The following is a 17,724-nucleotide window of genomic DNA, read 5'->3' as shown; positions in this document are numbered from 1 at the left end:
TATACCCGTGGCGCAATCTTTGGTCATGCACTATTCAGGAGCGGTGCCCGCGCTGCCAGAGAATTTCGTGGCCGTGATCGAAATGGGTGAGGGTTCTTGCCAGCACAAATAACAGATCCGACAGGCGATTGAGATAGATCAAGATTTCAGCATTGACGGGCTCGGATCGCATCAGCGTGGTCACTCGCCGTTCGGCGCGGCGGCAGACGGTACGCGCCACGTGGCAGCTGGCCGCGCTTGGGCTGCCCCCGGGGAGGATAAATTCCTTGAGTGGCGGCAGCTCGGTGTTGAAGGTGTCCAGCCATTTTTCCAAGCGCTGGATGTGTTCGGGTTTAATGACGCTATGCCCCGGAATGCACAACTCGCCGCCGAGGTCGAAGAGGTCGTGCTGGACCGCTGTCAGGCAGGATTCGATGGCCTCTGGCAGCGAATGGGAGAGCAGCACTCCAATATGGCTGTTGAGTTCGTCCACCGTGCCAAAGGCTTCGACACGCGGACAGTCCTTATCCACCCGCTGGCCGTTGCCCAGACCGGTGGTGCCGGAGTCACCGGTACGGGTATATATCTTGGAGAGTCTGTGTCCCATGTTGGAATGCCTGTCCGCAGTAGTTTCTGATAACGTATAAATAAAGTTACGATAACAGAAGCGGTTCCTGGCTGGCCAGCATGACACTGTGCCCTTTAAGTGTCGGAAAACTTTACACTTGGCCCGCTCGGCAGGGTTGGTGCAATTTAAATCTCTATATATAACAATCCGTTATCTTGTATGGTACGTTTTTTGCATTTAAAAATTAAATACCCGTTCTGAGTGTTGTCGGCAGGTTTAATATTATATAATTGCTCAGATTTTGTGGATTTAGCAGGTTAAGGTTTGGAGAGTTGGAATGATGAATGAACATGGGCAGCAGGATCAATCTCAGGATAACGTGCCGGTGACCGCGCCGGAGAAAGGCACCGATCAGTCGCGGCGCCAGTTCACCCGCGCCAGTCTTATCGCTGCCCCCGTCATCATGACCTTGGCCAGCCGTCCGGCGTTGGGGTATTACAACTGCACGCTATCAGGGTTGCTCTCGGGGAATCTGTCCAACACAAGCACTGGCACCTGTTTTGGTAGGTCTCCCGGTTTCTGGAAGGGTGGGACTTTTTTCGCCGAAGGAAAAAAAGCCAGCCGCACACAATATGGCACCGCGTATCGTAATAAAGAAAATTGGCCCGCGCCCGCGCTCCCCACTACGCTGTTCCACTCCATTTTCGCGGGTAGTAAGTTTGGCGGGGCCACGTTGATCCAGGTGATGGATATGGATGGCAGCCAGGATCCCTTTCAGATGGGCTTTCAGACGGTGGCTGCATACCTTAACGCCTTGGAGGCGTGGGGGTTGCAACGCTTTGGTCTGAATCAGGAAAACTGGGGGATGTCACCGGATACGGTGATCACACTGTATAACAATAACTACGGTAATACCGCCGCACTGGCCGCGCTGTTCGATGCCTGGAATCACGCCGAGGATCGCGCGGGTACCGTGCAGACGCTGTTCGGTTCCTGATAATATCGGGTAATAAGAACGGTCACGCCGCTTTTAGTCAGCGGCGAGACGCATTATCATTGCTGGCATGAAATCGCAGCGCTGGCAATTGATGCCGGGGTTTAACCCTCTCTGGCATACCTGGGAAGACGAGGTAGTCGTGTTTGACCGCTTCTCCGGTGATACCCATCTCTTTGATACACTCAGTGCGGTATTGATCCGTTCTCTGACTAGATTACCATTTGAGCAACAGGTATTGATTGAACAAATGGCTATATCTCACGCCTGTGAGGCCGATGCGGAGTTCGTGGAATTGATTCAAGCCAGATTGCAGGGGCTGGCGCAGTTGGGTGTGATCGAGTGCCTGCCGGATTGACCCTGTCCTCGCTTTCTGCGGCAGAGTTGCGGCAACGGTTGGCGGATCCGGGGGTCTATCTTCGCACTGGGCCATTGGTTGTTCACCTGCGATCGTCCTTACCAACAGTCGCCGAAGGCATTCATTTGCTTTATGGTGATTATCCTTTGCTCGAATCAGAGTTTGCGGATTTTCACGTCAAGCTGGCGCGTCCGCGCAATTGGCGCCATTGGTTAAAACCACAAGTCGAATTTTCATTCGACGGTTATCATCCCTTCAAGCCGTTGCCGCTGAGTCAGGCCTTCCCGATGTTTGAGTGGGCGCTCAACTGGTGTGTTGCCAATCATATTCATCGTTATTTGAATATTCATGCAGCGGTCATTGAAAAAAATGGTTATGCCGTAATTTTGCCGGGACCGCCGGGGTCGGGAAAAAGTACGCTGTGTGCTGCCTTGATTAATCGTGGCTGGCGATTGCTATCAGATGAAATGGCATTGCTAAGTCTTGAACAGAATCTGGTGATCCCTATCCCCAGGCCGGTCAGTCTTAAAAATCAATCGATCGATATTATTCGGAATTATGCGCCCGAGGCAGTGCTCGGGCGGCTGGCCGTCGACACCCATAAAGGCGTGGTGGCGCATATGAAACCGTCACTGGCTAGCGTTCAGCGGGCAAATATTCCTGCAAGAGCGGCATGGGTGATTCTGCCTCGTTACGAGGCAGGTGCGGAGGCAGTGTTATCCCCGCTTTCCAAAGGCCGGATCTGCATGCGGCTGGCAGAAAATAGTTTTAATTATAATATTCTGTCAGGCAGCGCTTTTAAAGCGTTGACCTCAATGCTGGATCAATGCCAGTGCTACAGTTTCAAATATAGCCAGCTGGATGATGCGCTACAAATATTCAATGCGTTGGAGCCAGCACAATGAATATCCGGCGCAATTTGGTCACAGAAATAATTCGCTCGCCGGAGCAGAGTCGTCAGTATTCACTCGCCGAATGGGATTTGCTAATCAGACAGGCACGTTTCGCCGAGTTGCTAGGCAGAATCGCGGTGATTCTGCAACGTGGTGGCTTGCTGGAAACTGTGCCAGCACAACCCCGCGTCCATCTTGAATCTGCGATATGCGTTGTCGAAAAACATGCGCAAGTCGTGCGTTTTGAAGTGGCGAAAATAGCACAGGCAGTGGCGACATTAAACGTGCCAATCGTGTTGCTCAAAGGCGCTGCCTATCTCATGGCAGATTTGCCACCCGCGGTGGGACGGTTATTTTCCGATATCGACATCCTGGTGCCAAAAGAAAGGCTGGCAGCCGTTGAGAATGGCTTGATGTTGCATGGCTGGATGACCACGCATCATGACGCTTACGATCAGCGGTATTATCGAATCTGGATGCATGAGATACCACCATTGCAACATATGCAACGCCAGACGGTGTTGGATGTGCATCACACGATTCTGCCGCCAACAGGACATTTGCCGCTCGACCCTGCAAAGCTGTTTGCCTCGGCGCAACCTGTCGACGATATGGCAGGTGTTTTGGTGCTGAGTGATTGCGACCTGGTTTTGCATAGTGCGGCCCATTTATTCAGTGATGGTGAGTTGGAGCATGGGCTGCGGGATTTGAGCGATCTTGATTTGTTGTTGCGGCATTTTTCGGCAGATGAAGGTTTCTGGGATCAGCTGTGTGCACGTGCGGGAGAGTTGGGTTTGGGGCGCCCCTTGTTTTATGCCTTACGGTACACGCAACGAATGTTGGCGACCCCGATTCCGGAGAGTGTATTATCCCGCATCGCAAGCATGGGGGGTGGTCAGGCCATGAGTCGCTGGATGGATAGTCTGTTTACCAGGGCGCTGGCGCCGACGCATGAAAGTTGCGAAGACTGGTTTACGCCGACGGCTCGCTGGTTGTTATATGTGCGGTCACACCACCTGCGGATGCCGCCTCATTTATTGATCCCGCACTTGGTGCGTAAGGCGTTCAAGCGTCATACGACTTCGGCGCCGCTGGGCGGGGATAATTGATGGTGAATGCAGTTTACAAGAACCCACAATTTCATAGCCTGATTCTGGGCGGGGTACGCTCCGGGAAAAGCAGGTATGCCCAGTCGTTGGCTGCGGTGAGCGGTTTGCCGGTGGTGTATATTGCTACTGCCACAACAAGGGATGTGGAGATGCAGGCGCGTATCGAGAAACATCGTGCCGAGCGGCCTGCTGACTGGGTATTGATTGAAGAGTCCATTGCCTTGGCGATGGCTTTGCAGCAGCACGCGGCGCAGGATCGTTGTCTGATTGTTGATTGTTTGACCTTGTGGTTGACGAATTTGTTGCTGCTGGAAGATGATGCCGAATTGGAACGGCAGCGAGAGGAGTTGCTGAAGATTGCGGGAAGTTTGCCGGGGCGCATCATTTTTGTCAGTAATGAAGTGAATATGGGTGTGGTGCCGATGGGACAGCTCAGTCGGCGATTTTGTGATGAAGCAGGTGTGTTGCATCAGGCGCTAGCGACGCAATGCGAACAAGTGGTGTTGATGGTGGCAGGGCTGCCGTTGCAGATGAAAGGATAAAGTCGTGAGTCTTGAGTGGTTGCAAAATCCGGTGAAATCTATTGCCAGTGCGGCACAGCAACATGCGCTGGCTTATCAGTTACAGCTGACCAAACCGCCGGGCTCATTGGGGCGGCTCGAAGAATTGGCCGTGCAGTTGTGCGCGATGCAGAACACGGATCGGCCGCGGGCGGATAAAGTAAGTATTACTGTGTTTGCCGGGGATCATGGTGTAGCCGATGAAGGTGTGTCGGCGTTTCCACAAGTCGTAACGCGGGAAATGGTGCGCAACTTCGCCAGCGGCGGTGCCGCGATTAATGTATTGGCACGACAGTTGAGCGCTGACCTGGAAGTGGTGGACGTTGGTGTTAAATATGAACTGGGCGCCATGGCTGGCGTAATTGATCAGCGGGTGGCGGATGGAACCGCGAATTTTGCCAAGATGCCGGCGATGACTGAAGCACAAATGGCGCAGGCATTGGCAGTAGGGCGCGCAGCAGTGCAACGCGCGCTGGCGCGCGGTGCAGAACTCTTTATCGCAGGTGATATGGGGATTGCCAATACTACGGCAGCGACAGCGATTGCGGCGGTGTTGTTAGGAAAACCTGTGCGGCAGTTAGTGGGGCCTGGTACAGGGTTGAATCAGGTGGGTGTTGAACACAAGACGGCAGTGATTCAGAAGGCGATTGATGTGCATGCGCCGGCGGTGAACGGGCCGCTCGATGTGTTACGATGCCTGGGCGGGTTTGAGATAGCAGCAATGGCGGGAGCGTATCTGGCGGCGGCACAGGAAGGCTTGCCGGTGATTGTTGATGGTTTCATCGCCAGCAGCGCGGCGCTGGTGGCGCAACGTATGCAGCGTGAAGCGGGTGCGTGGTGGTTTGTGGCACACGCCTCGGCCGAGCCAGGGCATCGCCATATAGTGGACGCTCTGGCGTCACAGCCATTGTTGGACCTTGGCATGCGCCTGGGTGAAGGCAGTGGTGCGGCAACCGCTGTGCCATTGTTGCGTTTGGCTTGTGCACTGCACAACGAAATGGCGACGTTTGCGCAGGCGGGTGTTTCGGAAAAGTCATGATCATGAGTATTTACCACAGAGGCACGGAGAGCATAGAGTTTTTCGCCACTGATGGGCCGATGAATGTTTCGCTCTATCGTAATCGCATGAATCAAATATTTGCGGGGCGAAACGTTAGTTATCTCAATGGAGATAATGATCATTCAGTTCACTATTATCCAATACCTTTGTGTTCTCCGTGTCTCTGTGTTGATTAATTATAAAATGGACGATCAGACAACCATTATCGATTTGATTCGTCACGGTGAGCCAGTCGGTGGCAGCAAATACCGTGGCCAAGTCGATGATCCGCTGAGTGAAAAAGGTTGGCGTCAGATGCGCGAAGCGGTCGGAGATCATAACCCGTGGCAAGCCATTGTCAGTTCCCCGTTGTCACGTTGCGCTGAATTTGCGCGCGAACTGGCGCAGCGGCACGCATTGCCATTGAGTTTTGACGATCGCTTTAAGGAAATTGGTTTTGGTGCCTGGGAAGGTCGTACCAAGGAACAAATTACGGCCACTGATCCACAAGCGCTATTTCGGTTTTACAGTGACCCGGTTGCCAATACACCGCCTGGTGCCGAGTCATTGCTGCAATTCAGGGAACGAATTGGCACCGCTTGGCAGTCATTGCTTGAGCAACATGCTGGGCAGCATGTGCTGCTGGTCGGGCATGCGGGTGTGATACGGATGGTGGTACGTCAGGTATTGGATGTACCGTTGGAACGGATTTTTCGTATCGATGTGCCGAATGCGGCGATCAGCCGGATTCGAATCGATGGTGTTGGGCAGCATGCGCTTGCCAGTTTGATGTTCCACGCGGGGCGTTTGTAAATGTTGCGCCCATTCTGGATTGCGCTGCAATTTCTGACGCGGGTTCCCACTCCGCGCTTAGGTGATTTATCTCCCACAGATCTTGGTCGTTCGATGCTGTTGTACCCGTTGGTGGGGGGGGGCATCGGTGTATTGTTACTGTGTCTGGCAGGATTGCTGTGGACTACTTCGACCATGATCGGGGCGGCAGTGATTCTCGCCGCTTGGGTGATGATCACGGGTGCCTTGCATATTGATGGTTTGGCCGATAGCGTCGATGCCTGGATTGGCGGTCATGGCAATCGTGATCGAACCCTGGCGATCATGAAAGATCCGTATTGCGGCCCGATGGCAGTGACGGCAGTGGTGTTGATGCTGTTACTGAAGTTTGTGGCCCTGCAGAATTTGTTGGACGGCGAAGACTGGATCAGTCTGTTGTGGGTGCCGATAGTGGGGCGGGCGTCGGCGCTGGCATTATTGTTGTGGACGCCTTATGCACGGCCCGATGGTATAGGCGCTGTGCCCGCACAGAATATGCCGCGTGTACCTGCCTATATTGTTCTGGCCGTGGTTGCTATTTTAGCAATCCTGGCAACAGGTTGGGCAGGGCTTGAAATGCTGATCGCTGTGGCTGCTGTATTGTATTGGCTGCGCTGGATGATGTTGCAACGTTTGGGCGGAACCACGGGCGATACTGCGGGTGCCAGTATTGAAATCACGGAGACGGTGGCGCTATTGGTTTTGGCGCTGTAGGCCGTTTAATTAACAAAGGTAAACCTCCGGCTTTGCCGGAGGGCTCATAAAGGTTTGACCGGTGCGGCGGTCGATGCATTGGTTTTTATCCCCTCCTCCTAAAAAGGAGGAGGGGTGGCGCGTAGCGACGGGGTGGTGGTTGGTGAAAGGTTCACTGGTGTGTGGTTCGTCACGCACACCACCCCGCCCTGCGGGGCACCCCCCCTCATGATCATGAGGAGGGGATAAAGAGTTGTGTGTTGCTGCGCAAGAGCCTGCCCCGCGAAGCGCTTTGGGCACGCTTGGTGGGTTACGCAAAAAATGCTAACCCACCCTACATTTATAAGGCTGCGGTGAGTTTAGTTGCGGTTTCCAGTTTTCGGTTCAGCAAGCGACCAATGCATTCAAGATCAAGATGCGTTTCGACAGCATCGGCCATACGTTCGATGCCCGCTTCGCGCAGAGTGCGATAATCAAAATGAATAATTTGATTCAATCCCGCCCAATCCAGTAATGCCGCACAGGTTTGGGGATGATCGAACAGTCCATGCACGTAGGTGCCGAGAATTTGATTGTCATCTGAGCGTACGCCATCATTGCGATCGGCAAAAATTACTGCGGGCTGTTCCAAGGCAGGCCCGTAGCTGACGCCGCAATGAATTTCATAACCTTCTATGGCGGCGTCGGCAAATGCCAAGCGACCATTAACGCGCCGCAGTTGTTTTTCAGCTTCGAGAACTGTGTTGAATTCAAGTAAGTTCAGTCCTGAGCTGCTGCCGGCATTGCCTTCCAGTCCCAACGGGTCATGAATTTCTCGCCCCAGCATTTGCAGGCCACCACAAATACCTAACAGCTTGCCGCCATAACGCAGATGGCGGTTGATGGCCTTTTCCCAGCCGTGCTGCCGTAACCAGGCGAGATCGCTACGCACACTTTTGCTGCCGGGTAGAATAATAATATCGGCGGTAGGAATGGCTTGTTGCGGGCCGATAAATTGCAAATCTACTTGCGGATGCAGGCGCAGTGCATCGAAGTCTGTGTGATTGCTGATGCGTGGTAATCGGGGGGCGATGATTTTGAGACGATGCCCCGCGTGAGTGGTTTGCTGTGACTGAACGCTATCTTCTGCCTCCAGATGCAAACCTTGTAGATACGGCAGTACACCGAGCACCGGTTTGTCCGTCGCGTTTTGCAGCCAATCCAGACCCGGTTGCAGCAAACTCACATCGCCACGAAAGCGATTGATCACAAAACCCTGCACTCGCACCTGTTCTGTCGCTGACAGCAGGGCCAGCGTCCCATGCAAATGGGCAAATACGCCGCCGCGATCAATGTCGGCGATCAGCAGCACCGGGCAATCGACCGCCTCGGCAAAACCCATGTTGGCGATGTCACAGTCGCGGAGATTGATTTCAGCGGGGCTGCCCGCGCCTTCGACGATAATGACTTCATACCGGGATTGCAGTCGCTGGAAGGATTCCAACACCGCCTGCATCGCCACCGGTTTGTAAGCGTGATAATCGCGGGCATTCATCGTTTGGCGGGCACGGCCATGGATGATGACCTGGGCACCGGTATCGGTGTTGGGCTTAAGCAGCACCGGGTTCATGTCAGTATGCGGCTCCAAGCCGCAAGCCTGGGCCTGAAGCGCCTGGGCGCGGCCAATCTCGCCGCCATCCACCGTCACTGCGCTGTTAAGCGCCATATTTTGTGGCTTGAACGGCGCAACGCGAATGCCGCGCCGTTGCAAAACACGGCATAATCCCGTCACTAGCGCGCTTTTGCCGGCGTCGGAGGTGCAGCCCTGGATCATGAGAACCTGTGCAGTCATGGCGGGAAATTATAGCCGACAAGTGGCCATGTTCGGCGCCATTTAGCACGACCTCGGGTACACTAGCTTGATTCTGGGGGAATTATGACCGTTTTCCTGATGTGTTTGCTGGGTGTCATTCTGGCTCGCTGGCTGGGGGAACCCAAGCGCTGGCGGCCCGCCGAGGCATTTGGCCCCTGGGTCTATGGGGTCGATGAACTGATTTATACCACCGGAGAATCCTCCACCCGCCAGCGCCGACGCCGGGCATTGGTGGCTGTGGCCTTATGTGTGCTGCCGTTTGTGCTGCTGGCGGCAATCCTGTCGGCACTTGGGCCATTTGGGCTGATGTTTGACGTGCTGGTGTTATATCTTGCCCTGAGCAGCGCTGATATTGAGTCGCAAGTTGAAACAGTGCTCGATCGTTTACGGCGGTTTGAAATCAATGAAGCGCGGCAATCGTTGGCACCGTTAGTGGATTTTCAGGTCTCAGGAGTGGAAGAGCCCGGTATTTTGCGTGGCTTGCTGGAGTGGATGTTTAGCCGCGCCAATTCGGGGTGGTTTGCACCTCTGTTCTGGTTTGTGATTGCGGGTGCGCCAGCAGTGGTGTTGTATCGCCTGGTGGAGTTATTGAGCGGCATCTGGAATGAAAATTCAGAGCATGATCGCGAACTGGCCTGGGCGGCGACTAAAGTTCGTCGGCTATTGGAATGGTTGCCGGCGCGATGCCTGGCGCTGACTTATGCCTTATTGGGTGACCGGTCGAGGGCATTGGGGTGTTGGCGCGAATATGCCCTGGTGTGGCGCGATACCAATAATGGTGTTTTGATTACCACCGGCAGCGGTGCGATGGGAGTGAGCGTGGGCGGGACTGTTCCCAATGATGAAACAACCCGTTATCGTCCATTATTGGGGGATGGCCCGGCGCCCAAGATCAATGATGTGGAACGTGCCATGCGGATGATCAGCCGTGGCGTGTGGTGGTGGTTGGCAGTAATTTTTGTGGTGGAGTTGATCTGAGCGTGAGGCGGTCCGGGTTCTTTACCTGGCCCTGGCCCTGGTCTGGTCGATAGTATTGGATGGATAGGGTGCAGCTGATTTTGCAGCTCGCCCAAAGAATTTTAAGGAAACTTCATGGTAGACGAAGGCTCACCTACAGAAAACTGGCGAAACAAGTACTTGGAATCGCTGGAACAACTGGAGATCAAGGAGAAGGTCTGGAGCTTCTCTGATGAAGTGCTGCGCCGTGGTTTGGGGCGCCTGGCACTGATTTCCACGGGTGTTGATACCGAGCTCGATAAACAGATCAGTGCCTTGCGCCGAGCTTTGCAGGATCGCGATAACGCCCAGGAAATCGACCGCTTGGTGGCTAGGTTGGCCGAGCATGTAAAAGCGCTGGATGAACGGAAAACACGTGAAAAGAAGCATGTCCCTGATCCTGCCGAAGCGCTGGCCTTGTTATTGGAAAGATTTTCCGTTCCTAAACGATACCGTCGCCGTTCCGAAAAGTTGCAACAAAAACTGCGCTCGTCTGCTGAGGGTGTCAAGCTCGAAGAGTGGGTGACAGAAGTCGCCGCCTTGCTGAAAGACTGCCTCCAGGAGGCGGTAGAAATTGGCGGACAAGCAGATGAGACTGGATTCTTTGGCCGCTTGTTTGGCCGCAAGGAGGGGGCGGCTGTAATTACGCCCAAGCCATCTACTGAGAAGGCAAGTGTCGGTGTAGCGGATGATAGTTCAGTGGCGCCTACACCCCGCTCAAGTTATATCCCTTATAAAGAAGGACCAAAAGAAAATTACACGCCGCATGCATTTCGTATTGAAGATCTGTTTCTGGAATTTCTGGAATGTTTGGCATTTCCACCACCGTTTTTCGATCGAGTGCAGGAACTCAAGCAAACTTTACTCGAAGGCATAGAGGCGGAGGAGGTGCGTGCAACCACCGAAGCCGTCATTATGCTGGTGGTCGATATGCGCAATGCCCTGGAGCAGGAGAAGGCAGAGCTTGAGGCGTTTCTCCAGCAAATGACTCAACGTTTGCGTGAGCTGGATAATGTCGTCGAAGGTGTGGAAGGGCATCGCAAGGCTTCATTTGAAGGTGGGAAGCATCTCGATGCCATGATGAAAGCGGGTGTTGATGAGATTCAGGATGCTGTTAATTCGGCAACCGATATTAACCAGTTAAAGACATCGATTCAGGGGAGCCTGGAAAATATCAAGCAGCGGCTCGCCGAGCAGCGCCAGCATGAGGATCAGCGTCAGAAAGCGTTGGAAATGCAGTTAATGGCGATGGCGCAGCATGTTAACATCATGGAAAACGAAAGTCGCAGCTTGCATCTGCGTCTGGAAGAAGAGCGTGCCCAGGCCTTGACCGATACGCTCACGGAAATTCCCAATCGATTGGCGTATGAGCAGCGTGCAGTGCTGGAATATGCGCGTTGGCAACGCTACAAACATCCATTGAGCCTGATCTTGTGTGACGTTGATCATTTTAAAAATATCAATGATACCTATGGCCATAAGGCCGGTGATCGTGCCCTGAAGGTGATTGCCAAGATCCTGAAGAAGAGCGTTCGCGATGCGGATTTTCTGGCGAGGGTGGGGGGCGAGGAATTCGCCATCATCCTTCCTGAAACTCCCTTGGGCGATGCGATGACGGTGGCGGAAAAACTCCGTGCCAATGTGCAGGCGTTGGAGTTTGCTTATAACGGAACCCCGGTGCCGATTACTGTCTCGGGTGGAGTGGCGCAGTTTAAAGAGGGAGATGATGCGGAGAAGGTCTACCAGCGGGCAGACGAGGCATTGTATCGGGCCAAGAAGCAGGGTCGTAATCAGTTCCAAAGCCAGAAGTAACTGGCGGTTAACCGCCCATTTCTTTTAGCTTCTTCTCCATCACTGCAATCTGTTCGCTCATTTGTGTCGAGATCTTGGCCATTTCCTGGCGCAGAAAAATATTCTCGATGTGCATCTGAATGTGAAAGCCAAGTTTCTCGAGCACGGCCAAGTCGTCTTTGTTGAATTCAGTGGCGCCGATTTTATTGATGACCTGGATGGCACCATTGACTGTTTTGGTAGTGACGCCATTCACAGGGACGCAAAGCGTGTTATAGGTGACGTAACCGGTCTTGAGTGCAACGGCATCGTGTGCGCCCATCTGCTGTTCCATGCCGCTCTCGAAAACGGGTTTGCCTTCTTTGATCACGCGGCCAACAATAGAGTTTGATTCCGGGACATTGATCTGGCGTTCCTGGACGCCTGTGCCGCATTGGACCCAGATATTGGCATCGACCGGATCGTGAATAAAAATGCTGCACCGCTCGGCTTTTACCACCTTGGGCATGATTTCAACAAAAAACTGTAGGAGTTCCCGGTTGCCAGCCTTTTTCCAGGCATTGTCGATAGCAGCCTGTTTGGTTTTGAGTTCTGTGAGTTTTTGTATCAGTGCAGATTTTTCCATAACGACTTAACCATTTTTCGAGGGTGATATTGATATCGTCTACGCTTGGCAAGTGTCTGTCAACCAGGATGTTATTCAGCTCGTAGTGCCTCAATCGGGTCGAGTCTGGCGGCGCGGCGGGCGGGTAGCAGGCCGGCAAGCAAACCGATACTGATGGCGACCAATTCCGCCAAAATCAAGTAAAACGTGGAAATATGCGTCGGCAAAGCGGGAATCAGCCAGTGCAATAACAAGCTGCCGCCAACACCGATAAGCATGCCGGCCAGGCCGCCGATCATTCCCAAGGTCACAGCTTCGCTGAGAAATAGCCATTGAATCTGGCGGCGTTCCGCGCCCAGTGCGCGCAGTAAACCGATTTCGTTGGTGCGTTCAGTGACAGCGATGGTCATGATGGTGAGAATACCAATGCCACCGACCAGCAACGAAATGCTGCCAATCGCGCCGACAGCGAGTGTTAGTGCGTTGAGTATAGTGTTAAGTGTCTTGAGCATTTCTTCCTGGGTAACGATGGTAATGTCATCTTCACCATGGCGGGCCTTGATGACTTGTTTAATGCGATTAGAAATTGTGTCTGGATTGGCGTCTGTGGCATAAAGCACATCAATTTCCATCAGGCTTTCGCGATTGAACACTTCCATCGCGCGCGCGGTATGGAGATAAATGGCATCATCGAGATCAAAGCCGAGTAATTGGCCCTTGGATTCCATGACGCCAATGACGCGATAACGAAAGCCGCCAATGCGCACAATCCCTCCCAGTGGGCTGGCGTGACCAAAGAGTTCAGTGCGGACTTTACTGCCAAGCACAACAAATGCGCGCGGGTTGATGGGATCATCGGCAGGCAAAAATTGCCCGAGCGCCACTTTAAACTGCCATACGTCTGGTGCTTGCGGGCCTACGCCGAAGAGCGTCGCGCGACGGCTACGGTTGCCAATCTCGACGGCAGCATTGCCTTGTACGACCGGCACCACACCGAGTACCTGGGGAATATGACGCAGCGCTTCGGAGTCGCTCAAGCTCAACGGACGCACGTTGCTGATTACGGCGCCCGGAATGCCATGGGTCGTGGTGCGCCCTGGGCTGACGCTCAACAAATGTGTGCCGAATTGCGTAAATTCCTCTAGTACGAAACGGTGTATGCCTTCGCCGATGGCAGTCAACAACACTACGGCCGCAATACCCACAGCAATGCCGAGAGTGGTCAGAAAGCTGCGCAAGCGTTGACTGCGAACCGCGCTCAGGGCAAGAAAGATGCTGTCTTGAGTGCGCATATTATTATCTGCGTGTCAGCGCTTGTACCGGGTCGAGCTGTGCGGCACGGCGTGCGGGCAGCCAGCCAAAGACAAGGCCCGTGATCAAGGCCACGCTCAGCGCGCCGATGATGGCCCAGTTGGGAGCCGAAATTGGGAAGGTTGGAAAAATGTGGCCGAGCAGGGCTGTGCCCAGCAAGCCAACTGCTAATCCAATCAATCCGCCGAGCAAGGAGAGCAGTCCGGCCTCGCTCAAAAATAAGGTAAGAATTTCGCTGGCAGGTGCGCCCAAGGCTTTGAGCAGTCCAATTTCGGCGGTGCGTTGTGAAATCGCCACCAGCATGATATTCATGATCAAAATGCCAGCGACCGCCAAACTCACGGCGGCAATGCCACCGACCGTAAACGTCAGGGCAGTAAAAATGCGATCAAACGTGGCCAGTACCGCGTCCTGAGTAATCACGGTCACATCCTCCTCGCCATCGTGACGATCGCGCATGATGGATTTGATGGCCGATTGCGCTTCATCGAGTGAGTCGCGGCCTTTGGCCTGAACTAAAATCCGGAACAGGGATTCGGTGTTGAATAAGGTTTGCGCCGAGGCGACAGGAATGACCACCATATCGTTCAAATCAGTCCCCAATGATTGTCCCTTGGCGGAAAGTACGCCGATGACACGAAAACGATAATCGCCGATGCGCAACCATTGACCAAGCGCTGGAGTATTGCCGAACAGTTCCTGTTTTACCGTCGGGCCGATGACGCAAAACGGCGCACCACGTTCGGGATCAGTTTTGGGGAGGAAGCGTCCTTGCGCCAGTTCCAGATGCCGGATCTGTTCCAGTGCAGAAGTCGAGCCGAGAATCATGACTTCACGTTCGCGTTGTTTCCAGGAGACAGGCGCAGCGCCGATGACGAGTGGTGCGACGTGTTGTACCGCCAGGCTGCGATAAAGTGACAGCGCGTCGGCAAGCGTCAGGTCGCGCGGTGTTTCGCCCAGCATCGGTGGCGGGCCGCCGACTGTTTCGGAGCGACCGGGAAACACAATGACGAGATTGGTGCCTAGATCAGAGAATTGATTGGTGACATAACGGCGTGCACCTTCGCCGAGCGCGGTTAACATCACCACGGCACCGACGCCAATCGCCATCGCAAGTAACATCAGCAGACTGCGGCGGCGATTTCCGGTAAGCGCCTGCGCGGTGTAATGCAGGACATCTTCCGGCCGCATCATTTCTGCACGTCCTCTTCGATGCGGCCATCGATCATATGAATCTGACGTCGAGCCCGTTTCCCGATTTCAGGGTCATGGGTGACAACGATCAACGTGATTCCCTTTTCGCGATTCAGCAATTCCAGGGTTTCAATCACTTCGTGGCCAGAGGCACGATCAAGATTGCCGGTGGGTTCATCGGCCAGGATCATTTCCGGCTCGGTAATCATCGCCCGGGCAATGGCGACCCGTTGCCGTTGCCCGCCGGAAAGTTGATCCGGTCGATGGTCGGCGCGGTCGCTGAGTCCAAGCTGCTGCAATGCGCGTGTTACTTTTTCTTTGCGCACATCGGGTTCAATTCCGGCCAAGGTCAGTGGCAGCGCAACGTTATCGGCGGCGGTTAAGCGCGGGATCAAATGAAAAAATTGAAATACGAAGCCAATGCGTTCACGCCGTGTTTTAGCCAGCGTATTTTCATCAAGCTCACTCACCAGAGTACCATTTAAATGGTAACTGCCTTGGCTGGGGCGGTCGAGTAAGCCGAGAATATGGAGTAAGGTCGATTTTCCAGAGCCCGATGGCCCCATCAGTGAAATATAATCACCGGGTGTGATCGTGAGATTGATATCACGCAGGGCATGAACCACTGAGTCGCCAACGCTGAAATCGCGAACAATGCCCTCCAGGATGATCATTTGGCGCTTGTGTCAGCAATGGCATGGGCGCCATCTTCAACACCGGGACGATCCAGTGAGGTGACAACGTGTTCGCCCTCCTGCAATCCCTCGCTGACCTCGGTAAAGTCCCAATTGGAGATCGCAGTTTTAATTTGACGCAGACTGAGTTTTTCGGTGTCTGGATTAAATACAAGCACACGAGGCCCTTCCATCACCGCGAGCGTCGGGATGCGTAATACATTCTTATGCGTTGAGAGAATAATCTCGGCATCGGCGCTATAACCAGCCAATAGTGTGGGTGTCGATTTATCCAGTGTGAACTCTACCTCAATATCGATCGTGCGCGCCTGTTTTTCCCGGTCAAGCACATAATCGGCAATTCGCCGTACTTTCCCAACAAAGCGCTGGTTGGCAAAGGCATCGAGTGTGATGCGTGCGGGCATGCCGGCGGTAATGTTGGGTGCATCCACTTCATCAATCGGCGCGACAACATAGAAGCAGTGTGTATCTACCAGATCAACCACCGGCAAGGTGGCAATGCCTGGCGGTGAAGGAGTAACATATTCATTCAACTCGCCGTTGATTTTGGCGACCACGCCATCGAAGGGCGCGATCAAAAGTGTGCGTGCCAGATTGGCGGCGATCACATCCATCCTGGCGCTGCTGACACCGGTTTGTGTCTTGGCGGCATGGCACTCGGCCTGGCTGGCCTTGGCCTTGGTGACGGCCTGATCGATCTGTTCTTCGCTGACGGCGCCGGATTTTTGCAGTTTCAATAAACGATTGGCATCACGATCCGCGACATCAGATTGCAAACATGCCGACTCAGCCCGTGCACGTGCGCTTTGATGTTCCTGTTCCGCAAGCCGTAACTGCGCCTGTAAATCATCATTCCAAAGTTCAAGCAGCAATTCACCAGCGCGTACCTGATGGCCTTCCTTGACTGGTAATTTGGCGATTTGACCGCCGACGGCGGGAGAGAGTCCGGCGCGACGGCAGGCCTTGATGGTACCCGCTCGCGTGTTAGAGACCGTTGCTTCAACTTCGCCACGCGAAACCTGTGCCACCGTGACCGGGATCGGCTTCGGGCGAGACCAATACCAACCGGCACCAATCAGTAATATCAGAATGGCGATAAAAATTACGAGCAGCCGTATGCGTTTAGTGGTCATCCCGAAGACATGCCTCGCGGTTGGGGTGGACTATAAAGCCATTATGAAGCAAATAGCGTCAAGTCTGTAGCGCGGGTTGGATTTTGGGCGCGTGCTATAATGAGACAATAATAACTCAGGGGTACCTAATCATGAAATGCGCCGTATATCGTAGCAAGCGCAAGGAATTTACCTACCTTTATTTGCCTGTTGCCGCCGATGTTTCCAGTGTGCCCGAGGGCTTGCGCAAACTGATTGAGCCGTTGGAGCGGGTGCTGGAGTTTGAACTGACACCAGAACGCAAGCTTGCCCAGGAAAATACCGCTGCGGTTATGAAGCAACTTGCTGAACAGGGCTGGTTTCTGCAAATGCCGCGTGAAGATAGACCGGATTTGCATTCCTGATCGGGTGTTTTTGAGGCGCTTGACGCTGATCAGGTGTGGCGTATAGTGAGGGTGTAGTGGGTTAATTGCAGTCACGTTACTATTCATCCAACAGCAAGGGGGAAACATGAAACGGAAATTGATGTTTACAGTACTGGCGGCTTCTCTTTCATCGGTAGCCTTCGCCGGCCAGAACAACGTCGGTACCTGCGGCTGGGGTTCCAAGGTGTTTGAGGGACAGTCGGGTATTGCACCGCAAGTATTGGCGGCTACCACCAATGGCACATTCGGTAATCAAACCTTCGGTGTTACCTCGGGTACTTCCGGTTGTACTCAGGACGGCACAGTCTCTTCCAGCTGGAAGATGGCCATGTTTCTGGACGGTAACATGAACAAGTTGGCCCGCGACATGTCCGTCGGTCAAGGTGAGGCACTGGAGTCGCTGGCCGCGCTGATCGGGGTTGAAGAATCGCAAAAGGCGGCGTTTTACCAATTGACCAAGGCCAACTTCTCGCACATCTTCAGTTCCGATGCGGTCACGGCTGAGCAAGTGCGTCTTGGTTTGAAAGATGTGTTGGCCGCTGACGAAGCTTTTGCAAGTTATGCAACCAAAGTCTAAATATAGTACGACTCCTTCCCCCTTCTAGGGGGAAGGAACTAAATCGGATCGTTTTAATTACCATTTTATTGAGTTTGGATGCCCACTAGCCATGACGGCTAGCGGGCGTTTCTGTTTTAGCGATAAGATTGAAAAATGGTTCG

The 17,724-nt window shown here is 53.8% G+C and carries 19 protein-coding genes; 12 read left to right on the top strand and 7 right to left on the bottom strand.

Translation table 11 applies throughout. The features are described from left to right. Positions 1 to 34 precede the first annotated feature (34 nt). Positions 35 to 586, bottom strand: coding sequence for a cob(I)yrinic acid a,c-diamide adenosyltransferase (locus HY272_06230; GenBank protein MBI3772279.1), 552 nt, complete (start codon positions 584 to 586; stop codon positions 35 to 37). A gap of 298 nt (positions 587 to 884) precedes the next feature. Between HY272_06230 and HY272_06225 the strand changes: the two genes are divergently transcribed. The 8 genes from HY272_06225 to HY272_06190 all read left to right on the top strand — a co-directional run bounded on the left by HY272_06225 (position 885) and on the right by HY272_06190 (position 7,045). Next, a complete protein-coding gene (locus HY272_06225) occupies positions 885 to 1,544 on the top strand; it encodes a hypothetical protein (GenBank protein ID MBI3772278.1) in 660 nt (219 codons plus the stop codon). Between the two features lie 67 nt (positions 1,545 to 1,611). Continuing rightward, positions 1,612 to 1,899 carry an HPr-rel-A system PqqD family peptide chaperone gene (locus HY272_06220; GenBank protein MBI3772277.1) on the top strand — a complete coding sequence of 96 codons (288 nt, stop codon included), beginning with the start codon at positions 1,612 to 1,614 and terminating at the stop codon, positions 1,897 to 1,899. After that, entirely contained in the window at positions 1,896 to 2,804 is a 909-nt protein-coding gene (locus tag HY272_06215; protein MBI3772276.1) for an HprK-related kinase A, read from the top strand. Before HY272_06220 ends, HY272_06215 begins: the two co-directional genes overlap by 4 nt. After that, on the top strand, positions 2,801 to 3,901 hold the full coding sequence (locus HY272_06210) for a nucleotidyltransferase family protein (protein MBI3772275.1): 1,101 nt from the start codon (positions 2,801 to 2,803) through the stop codon (positions 3,899 to 3,901). Before HY272_06215 ends, HY272_06210 begins: the two co-directional genes overlap by 4 nt. Next, the gene (cobU, locus tag HY272_06205; GenBank protein MBI3772274.1) at positions 3,901 to 4,443 is read left to right on the top strand and encodes a bifunctional adenosylcobinamide kinase/adenosylcobinamide-phosphate guanylyltransferase; all 543 of its coding nucleotides are present in this window, start codon (positions 3,901 to 3,903) and stop codon (positions 4,441 to 4,443) included. Before HY272_06210 ends, cobU begins: the two co-directional genes overlap by 1 nt. 4 nt (positions 4,444 to 4,447) lie before the next feature. Further along, the gene (gene cobT, locus HY272_06200) at positions 4,448 to 5,500 is read left to right on the top strand and encodes a nicotinate-nucleotide--dimethylbenzimidazole phosphoribosyltransferase (GenBank protein MBI3772273.1); all 1,053 of its coding nucleotides are present in this window, start codon (positions 4,448 to 4,450) and stop codon (positions 5,498 to 5,500) included. Between the two features lie 204 nt (positions 5,501 to 5,704). Further along, complete coding sequence (locus HY272_06195) at positions 5,705 to 6,313, top strand: alpha-ribazole phosphatase family protein (GenBank protein ID MBI3772272.1); 609 nt, start codon at positions 5,705 to 5,707, stop codon at positions 6,311 to 6,313. A gap of 3 nt (positions 6,314 to 6,316) precedes the next feature. After that, positions 6,317 to 7,045 carry an adenosylcobinamide-GDP ribazoletransferase gene (locus tag HY272_06190; GenBank protein ID MBI3772271.1) on the top strand — a complete coding sequence of 243 codons (729 nt, stop codon included), beginning with the start codon at positions 6,317 to 6,319 and terminating at the stop codon, positions 7,043 to 7,045. A 319-nt stretch (positions 7,046 to 7,364) separates the two neighbouring features. Here the strand turns inward: HY272_06190 and HY272_06185 are convergent, their stop codons facing one another. After that, complete coding sequence (locus HY272_06185) at positions 7,365 to 8,855, bottom strand: cobyric acid synthase (protein ID MBI3772270.1); 1,491 nt, start codon at positions 8,853 to 8,855, stop codon at positions 7,365 to 7,367. 84 nt (positions 8,856 to 8,939) lie between these two features. Here HY272_06185 and ampE point away from each other — a divergent pair, with 84 nt between their 5' ends. After that, positions 8,940 to 9,854 (top strand): regulatory signaling modulator protein AmpE, encoded by a 915-nt coding sequence (ampE, locus tag HY272_06180; protein MBI3772269.1) that lies wholly within the window; start codon positions 8,940 to 8,942, stop codon positions 9,852 to 9,854. A gap of 114 nt (positions 9,855 to 9,968) precedes the next feature. Next, positions 9,969 to 11,684 carry a diguanylate cyclase gene (locus tag HY272_06175; protein ID MBI3772268.1) on the top strand — a complete coding sequence of 572 codons (1,716 nt, stop codon included), beginning with the start codon at positions 9,969 to 9,971 and terminating at the stop codon, positions 11,682 to 11,684. A 7-nt stretch (positions 11,685 to 11,691) separates the two neighbouring features. Here the strand turns inward: HY272_06175 and HY272_06170 are convergent, their stop codons facing one another. From HY272_06170 to HY272_06150, 5 genes are all read right to left on the bottom strand, one after another. Beyond that, positions 11,692 to 12,288, bottom strand: coding sequence for a GAF domain-containing protein (locus tag HY272_06170; protein ID MBI3772267.1), 597 nt, complete (start codon positions 12,286 to 12,288; stop codon positions 11,692 to 11,694). Between the two features lie 71 nt (positions 12,289 to 12,359). Beyond that, positions 12,360 to 13,559 carry an ABC transporter permease gene (locus tag HY272_06165; protein MBI3772266.1) on the bottom strand — a complete coding sequence of 400 codons (1,200 nt, stop codon included), beginning with the start codon at positions 13,557 to 13,559 and terminating at the stop codon, positions 12,360 to 12,362. Positions 13,560 to 13,563: 4 nt separating this feature from the next. After that, a complete protein-coding gene (locus HY272_06160) occupies positions 13,564 to 14,769 on the bottom strand; it encodes an ABC transporter permease (GenBank protein ID MBI3772265.1) in 1,206 nt (401 codons plus the stop codon). Next, positions 14,769 to 15,446, bottom strand: a complete 678-nt coding sequence (locus HY272_06155; protein MBI3772264.1) for an ABC transporter ATP-binding protein — start codon at positions 15,444 to 15,446, stop codon at positions 14,769 to 14,771. Before HY272_06155 ends, HY272_06160 begins: the two co-directional genes overlap by 1 nt. Then, complete coding sequence (locus tag HY272_06150) at positions 15,443 to 16,600, bottom strand: efflux RND transporter periplasmic adaptor subunit (GenBank protein ID MBI3772263.1); 1,158 nt, start codon at positions 16,598 to 16,600, stop codon at positions 15,443 to 15,445. The genes HY272_06155 and HY272_06150 overlap by 4 nt, the downstream gene beginning before the upstream one ends. A gap of 131 nt (positions 16,601 to 16,731) precedes the next feature. On the opposite strand from HY272_06150, the gene HY272_06145 reads away from it, so the two are divergent. Then, on the top strand, positions 16,732 to 16,983 hold the full coding sequence (locus HY272_06145) for a YcgL domain-containing protein (GenBank protein MBI3772262.1): 252 nt from the start codon (positions 16,732 to 16,734) through the stop codon (positions 16,981 to 16,983). Between the two features lie 106 nt (positions 16,984 to 17,089). After that, positions 17,090 to 17,581, top strand: coding sequence for a DUF3015 domain-containing protein (locus HY272_06140; GenBank protein MBI3772261.1), 492 nt, complete (start codon positions 17,090 to 17,092; stop codon positions 17,579 to 17,581). Positions 17,582 to 17,724: the final 143 nt, after the last annotated feature.

The organism is Gammaproteobacteria bacterium, from assembly GCA_016200485.1.
In the GTDB taxonomy this organism is placed as follows: Bacteria; Pseudomonadota; Gammaproteobacteria; order Tenderiales; family Tenderiaceae; genus JACQEP01.
Note: the sequence above shows the minus strand (reverse complement) of the source record. Positions and strands in the feature narration are given on the sequence as shown.

What these genes read in the sequence shown, in the direction of transcription:
- HY272_06230 (MBI3772279.1), bottom strand. Translation starts at nt 586, where the DNA reads ATGGGACACAGACTCTCCAAGATATATACCCGTACCGGTGACTCCGGC.
- HY272_06225 (MBI3772278.1), top strand. Translation starts at nt 885, where the DNA reads ATGATGAATGAACATGGGCAGCAGGATCAATCTCAGGATAACGTGCCG.
- HY272_06220 (MBI3772277.1), top strand. Translation starts at nt 1,612, where the DNA reads ATGAAATCGCAGCGCTGGCAATTGATGCCGGGGTTTAACCCTCTCTGG.
- HY272_06210 (MBI3772275.1), top strand. Translation starts at nt 2,801, where the DNA reads ATGAATATCCGGCGCAATTTGGTCACAGAAATAATTCGCTCGCCGGAG.
- cobU (MBI3772274.1), top strand. Translation starts at nt 3,901, where the DNA reads ATGGTGAATGCAGTTTACAAGAACCCACAATTTCATAGCCTGATTCTG.
- HY272_06195 (MBI3772272.1), top strand. Translation starts at nt 5,705, where the DNA reads ATGGACGATCAGACAACCATTATCGATTTGATTCGTCACGGTGAGCCA.
- HY272_06185 (MBI3772270.1), bottom strand. Translation starts at nt 8,855, where the DNA reads ATGACTGCACAGGTTCTCATGATCCAGGGCTGCACCTCCGACGCCGGC.
- ampE (MBI3772269.1), top strand. Translation starts at nt 8,940, where the DNA reads ATGACCGTTTTCCTGATGTGTTTGCTGGGTGTCATTCTGGCTCGCTGG.
- HY272_06175 (MBI3772268.1), top strand. Translation starts at nt 9,969, where the DNA reads ATGGTAGACGAAGGCTCACCTACAGAAAACTGGCGAAACAAGTACTTG.
- HY272_06170 (MBI3772267.1), bottom strand. Translation starts at nt 12,288, where the DNA reads ATGGAAAAATCTGCACTGATACAAAAACTCACAGAACTCAAAACCAAA.
- HY272_06165 (MBI3772266.1), bottom strand. Translation starts at nt 13,559, where the DNA reads ATGCGCACTCAAGACAGCATCTTTCTTGCCCTGAGCGCGGTTCGCAGT.
- HY272_06160 (MBI3772265.1), bottom strand. Translation starts at nt 14,769, where the DNA reads ATGCGGCCGGAAGATGTCCTGCATTACACCGCGCAGGCGCTTACCGGA.
- HY272_06155 (MBI3772264.1), bottom strand. Translation starts at nt 15,446, where the DNA reads ATGATCATCCTGGAGGGCATTGTTCGCGATTTCAGCGTTGGCGACTCA.
- HY272_06150 (MBI3772263.1), bottom strand. Translation starts at nt 16,600, where the DNA reads ATGACCACTAAACGCATACGGCTGCTCGTAATTTTTATCGCCATTCTG.
- HY272_06145 (MBI3772262.1), top strand. Translation starts at nt 16,732, where the DNA reads ATGAAATGCGCCGTATATCGTAGCAAGCGCAAGGAATTTACCTACCTT.
- HY272_06140 (MBI3772261.1), top strand. Translation starts at nt 17,090, where the DNA reads ATGAAACGGAAATTGATGTTTACAGTACTGGCGGCTTCTCTTTCATCG.